General features: G+C 65.5%; 5 protein-coding genes. All 5 read left to right on the top strand.

Annotated features, from left to right (window positions below; genetic code table 11):
• The first annotated feature begins 442 nt into the window (after positions 1-442).
• Complete coding sequence (locus tag QZY03_RS29115) at positions 443-901, top strand: hypothetical protein (protein WP_295587406.1); 459 nt, start codon at positions 443-445, stop codon at positions 899-901.
• Between the two features lie 178 nt (positions 902-1,079).
• Positions 1,080-3,020 (top strand): DNA methyltransferase, encoded by a 1,941-nt coding sequence (locus QZY03_RS29110; RefSeq protein WP_295587404.1) that lies wholly within the window; start codon positions 1,080-1,082, stop codon positions 3,018-3,020.
• A gap of 17 nt (positions 3,021-3,037) precedes the next feature.
• A complete protein-coding gene (locus QZY03_RS29105) occupies positions 3,038-3,364 on the top strand; it encodes a hypothetical protein (RefSeq protein WP_295587402.1) in 327 nt (108 codons plus the stop codon).
• Positions 3,345-3,764, top strand: coding sequence for a PIN domain-containing protein (locus QZY03_RS29100; RefSeq protein ID WP_295587400.1), 420 nt, complete (start codon positions 3,345-3,347; stop codon positions 3,762-3,764). Before QZY03_RS29105 ends, QZY03_RS29100 begins: the two co-directional genes overlap by 20 nt.
• Entirely contained in the window at positions 3,761-4,183 is a 423-nt protein-coding gene (locus QZY03_RS29095; protein ID WP_295587398.1) for a hypothetical protein, read from the top strand. Before QZY03_RS29100 ends, QZY03_RS29095 begins: the two co-directional genes overlap by 4 nt.
• The last annotated feature ends 113 nt before the right edge of the window (positions 4,184-4,296 follow it).

Raw genomic sequence — 4,296 nt, 5'->3', positions numbered from 1 at the left:
GTGACGGCTGGTGTTTTGGTCGACTTCAGACGATACCGCCGGTCTCCCGCTGCCGCCACCTCCGCAGGAGCCGCCGGCCCTGGTCCAGCCCACCCGTGCACAGCGCCCGGCCTCAGGCAAAAATGGCCAAAGTCGAGGTAAAGACAATCAACCACCGCATAGCGGGAAGCGGTAGCAATGGAAAAAGACATGCTCCGTGGTCCGAATTTATGATCGCGAGCGAAAAATTTACGCTCGCGAGCGTATTTTTGCGATTCATAGTTCAAGTATCTGTTTGTAAGAGCATATTTACGGTTCTGCCTGGACCGGGAAAGTTCCGAGTTTGGAGTTCGGAGTTTGGGGTGCGGGATTCCAGGTGGGGCTTTTGTCTTGAGGGTGATGACCGGTCGGAGCACACTGGGTCACGGGGAGCAGACCGGAACTTGGAGCGAGGTTTTCAGGCATGACAACGCGTGTTGACGGCGCTGATGAAAACGGTCAGGTGCGCGTGCTGGAGCCGCTGCCGGGGGTGGCGCGGGCGCGGGTTGCGGTGGCCGTCCTCCCGGATACCCCGCCCCCATGTTCACCGCGAGCGCTGTCGCCCGCCGTCCTTCCGCCAACGGCAACGGCGCCAGAGGAAGCGGCGACGGCGACGCCCGTCGCGCCAATGACCGGCGATGCCGTAGTCGACCATTACCAGCCGCGCACTGCGCTTGGTCGCGATCTCCTCGAATCGCGGCGTGCCTATATCCTGGGCGGAGGCAAACTGCTGAGTTGGGATGAACTCGATGAAGAAATGCGTGAACGTCGTGGCGGAGCCTATGTTTCGCGTCAGCGAGATCCCGCTGCGATCACTGCCGGCGACGACGACATGACCGCCCCCCTGGATAGGGTGTCTCACCTGCGAGGCCCTGCGCCATGATGTTCTCGTGCGTGGCACGTCATAGGCCGCCGCGAATATGAGCGCGCGTATATTTTTCGCGCGCGCGTTTATTTATACGCATCCTTTAACAAGAACAATGTGTTAGCGAAAGTCTACCGCCCAAATCTCAAGTCACCCCGAACCCCGAACTCCGAACTCCGAACTCCGAACCAAAAGCATGGACAAAGACACCCGCAACCGCATCCAACGCGCCACCCAGGCCGCTCGCGGGTTGCTTGAGCAGGATTTCGAGGACCAGTTGGCGGGTGTGTTCGACATCCGGCTGGACGGCACTATTGCGGAAAAGCCAGGCAATCATCTCGACGCGGCGCAGCGGATCGTGCGGACCAAGCTGGTGGCCGCGGTCGAGCATTTTCGGGCCAGCGGCCAGAGCGCGGCCGAGGCGGTGGCGAGTTACCGGCGGGAGGCGGCGTTCACGACACTGAACCGGTTCGTGGCGCTCAAGATGCTGGAGGCCCGCGGGCTGGTGCAGGAGTGCATCTCGCGGGGCGAGCAGTCGTCGGGGTTCAAGGAGTTCTGCGGGCTGGCGCCGGGGCTGGTACAGCTTCCGGACCGCGGCTACCGGCTCTACATCGAGAGCCTGTTCGACGAGATCGGTCGCGAGGTGCGAGTGCTGTTCGACCGGCGCGACCCGGCGAGCTTGCTGTGGCCCGCGCGTGCGACCCTCTTCGGCTCTCAGCAGCCGGGCTTGCTGGAGATCCTCAACGACCCCGAACTGGCCGGCGTCTGGGATCAGGACGAGACCATCGGCTGGGTCTACCAGTATTTCAACGGCGACGACGAGCGCCGGCAGATGCGCGCTGAGAGTCAGGCGCCGCGCAACAGCCGCGAGCTGGCTGTCCGTAATCAGTTCTTCACCCCGCTCTATGTCGTCCAGTTCCTCACCGATAACAGCCTCGGCCGCATCTGGTACGAAATGCGCCGGGGCGACACCCGTCTCAAGGACCTCGACTATCTGGTGCGGAAGGGGTCGTCGGTCGTCGGTCATCGGTCATCGGCGAAAGACTCTCCGGCTGACGACCGGCGACTGACGACTGACGACTCTCCGACCGACGACGCCGCCCCCACCCGCACCAAGAAGGACCCGCGGGATCTCAGGATTCTGGACCCCGCGTGCGGCTCCGGGCACTTCCTGCTCTATGCCTTCACCCTGTTGCTGACGATCTACCAGGAGGCCTGGGAGGACCCGGATGCCCCCGTCGGCGAGGTCACGGGCCACACCCTGCGCGACGATTATCCGGACCGGGCTGCACTGTACCGGGCACTGCCCGGACTCATCCTGCGCCACAACCTGTACGGCATCGACATCGACCCCCGCGCCGCCCAGATCGCCGCCCTGGCCCTGTGGCTGCGCGCCCAGCGGGGCTATCTGGAGCTAGGTGTCCCGCGCGGGGAGCGCCCGCCCATCCAGCGCACCAACATCGTCGTCGCCGAGCCCATGCCCGGCGAGCCCGAGCTGCGGCGGGAGCTGCTGACGACCCTGGACCCGGACCTGGCCCGGCTGATCGAGCAAGTCTTCCAGCGGATGGAACTGGCGGGGGAGGCCGGCTCCCTGCTGCGCATTGAGGAGGACATCCGCGCCGCCGTGCGGGAGGTCTACGGCGAGCAGGGACCCCTGTTCCGCGCCCTGGACGAGGCGCGCTGGCAGCAGGCGGAGGCGGCCGTCCTGCACGCCCTGCGACACTATGCCGAGCAGTCGGTCAACGGCCAGGCCTATCGGCGTCGCCTGTTCAGCGAGGACGCCGCCCGCGGTTTCGGCTTCATCGACTTGTGCGGGCTGCGCTTCGACGTCACCCTGATGAATCCGCCCTTCGGCGCCTCCTGCGCCCGCGCCGGTCCCTACCTCGCGGGCGCCTATCCCCGCTCCAAGGGCGACCTGCTCGCCGCCTGCGTCGAGCGTGGGGTACAGTGGCTGCACCCCGCCGGTATCCTGGGTGCCATCACCTCCCGTACCCCCCTGTTTCTGACCAGCTACCGGCACTGGCGCCAAGGCGTGCTGCTCGGCGAGGCCAGACCCACGGTGCTGGCGGATCTGGGCCACGGGGTCATGGACGCGGCGATGGTCGAGGCGGCGGCCTATTGTCTGATCAAACAGTGAAACGGATGGGAACGGCCATGCTGACAAGCATCGAAGGCATATACGAGAACGGCCAGGTGCGGCTGCTGGAGCCGCTGCCCGGCGTGGCGCGGGCGCGGGTGTTGGTGACCCTGCTGCCCGAACCACCGGCACCACTGCCGCCGCCCGCGCCAGACACTAGCGATCAAACCGGGAATCTGGCGCCGGACGGGGCCGCAGTGGAGCTCAGTGCGTTGGGGCGCGATCTACTGGCCATACGCCAACGCGCCCTGGCATGCGGGTTGGCGCTCGCCCCCGTGGACGCCATCCTGGAGGAGGTCAGGCAAGGGCGCGCGGAGGCCGGCGATGACCACGACCTACGTTGACGCCAACGCCCTGATCGTCGCCTATCGCGGCGACCAACCGGCGGCCCAGGTGGCTCTCGCCCTCCTGGGCGATCCGGTCCGGCGCTTCGTCGCCAGCCCCTATCTGCGGCTGGAGACCCTGCGCAAACCGCTGTTCTACCGGCGTGAAGACGAGATCACCTTCATGGAACGGTACTTCGCCACGGTCAGCCTGTGGATCCCCACCAGTGACCAACTGGTCGCGCGGGCGCTGAGCCTTGCGGCCCACTGGGACCTGGGGGCGATGGACGCCTTGCACGCGGCCGCCGCATTGCAGGCTGGGGCCGAGGTCTTCGTGACCATGGAGCGTCCCACCAAGCCCTTGTTCCTGGTTCCGGGACTCAACGCCGTCTCACTTCACCCCCAGGAGTCCCCTCAGTGAGCCTTTTCCTGCGCCTGCTGGAAGACGACGACAAGGCCCTGGCCCTGCGGACCGCCCTGCGCGCCGTCGCCGCCGGCGAGCCCGATCCGCGGGTGTTCGAGGCCGATCCCGATGCCTTCGCGCTGGTGCCTGGGGCGCCGTTTGCGTATTGGGTTACAGATCAAATACGGGAAACCTTTCTGACATTTCCGTCTGTCGAAACTCATACCGTCGTAACAAGCGGAACCGGGACCCTTGATGACTTTCGATTCCTGAGACTTTGGTGGGAAAGCACGGCAGAGAACATGTGGTTTCCCTACGCAAAAGGCGGTGCTTATGCCCCGTACTATTTCGACCATTATCTGTCGGTCAACTGGGGGCACGACGGCCAAGAGATGAAGGCGTGGATCGTCGTCTCGACTTTGGCCATTTTTGCCTGAGGCCGGGCGCTGTGCACGGGTGGGCTGGACCAGGGCCGGCGGCTCCTGCGGAGGTGGCGGCAGCGGGAGACCGGCGGTATCGTCTGAAGTCGACCAAAACACCAGCCGTCACC

Source organism: uncultured Lamprocystis sp., assembly GCF_903933125.1.
GTDB lineage: Bacteria > Pseudomonadota > Gammaproteobacteria > Chromatiales > Chromatiaceae > Thiodictyon.
The sequence above is the reverse complement of the archived record's forward strand: the minus strand, read 5'-3'. Positions and strand labels throughout refer to the sequence as shown.

Coding starts and splice junctions, on each gene's coding strand:
- QZY03_RS29115 (WP_295587406.1), top strand. CDS start 443: ATGACAACGCGTGTTGACGGCGCTGATGAAAACGGTCAGGTGCGCGTG.
- QZY03_RS29110 (WP_295587404.1), top strand. CDS start 1,080: ATGGACAAAGACACCCGCAACCGCATCCAACGCGCCACCCAGGCCGCT.
- QZY03_RS29105 (WP_295587402.1), top strand. CDS start 3,038: ATGCTGACAAGCATCGAAGGCATATACGAGAACGGCCAGGTGCGGCTG.
- QZY03_RS29100 (WP_295587400.1), top strand. CDS start 3,345: ATGACCACGACCTACGTTGACGCCAACGCCCTGATCGTCGCCTATCGC.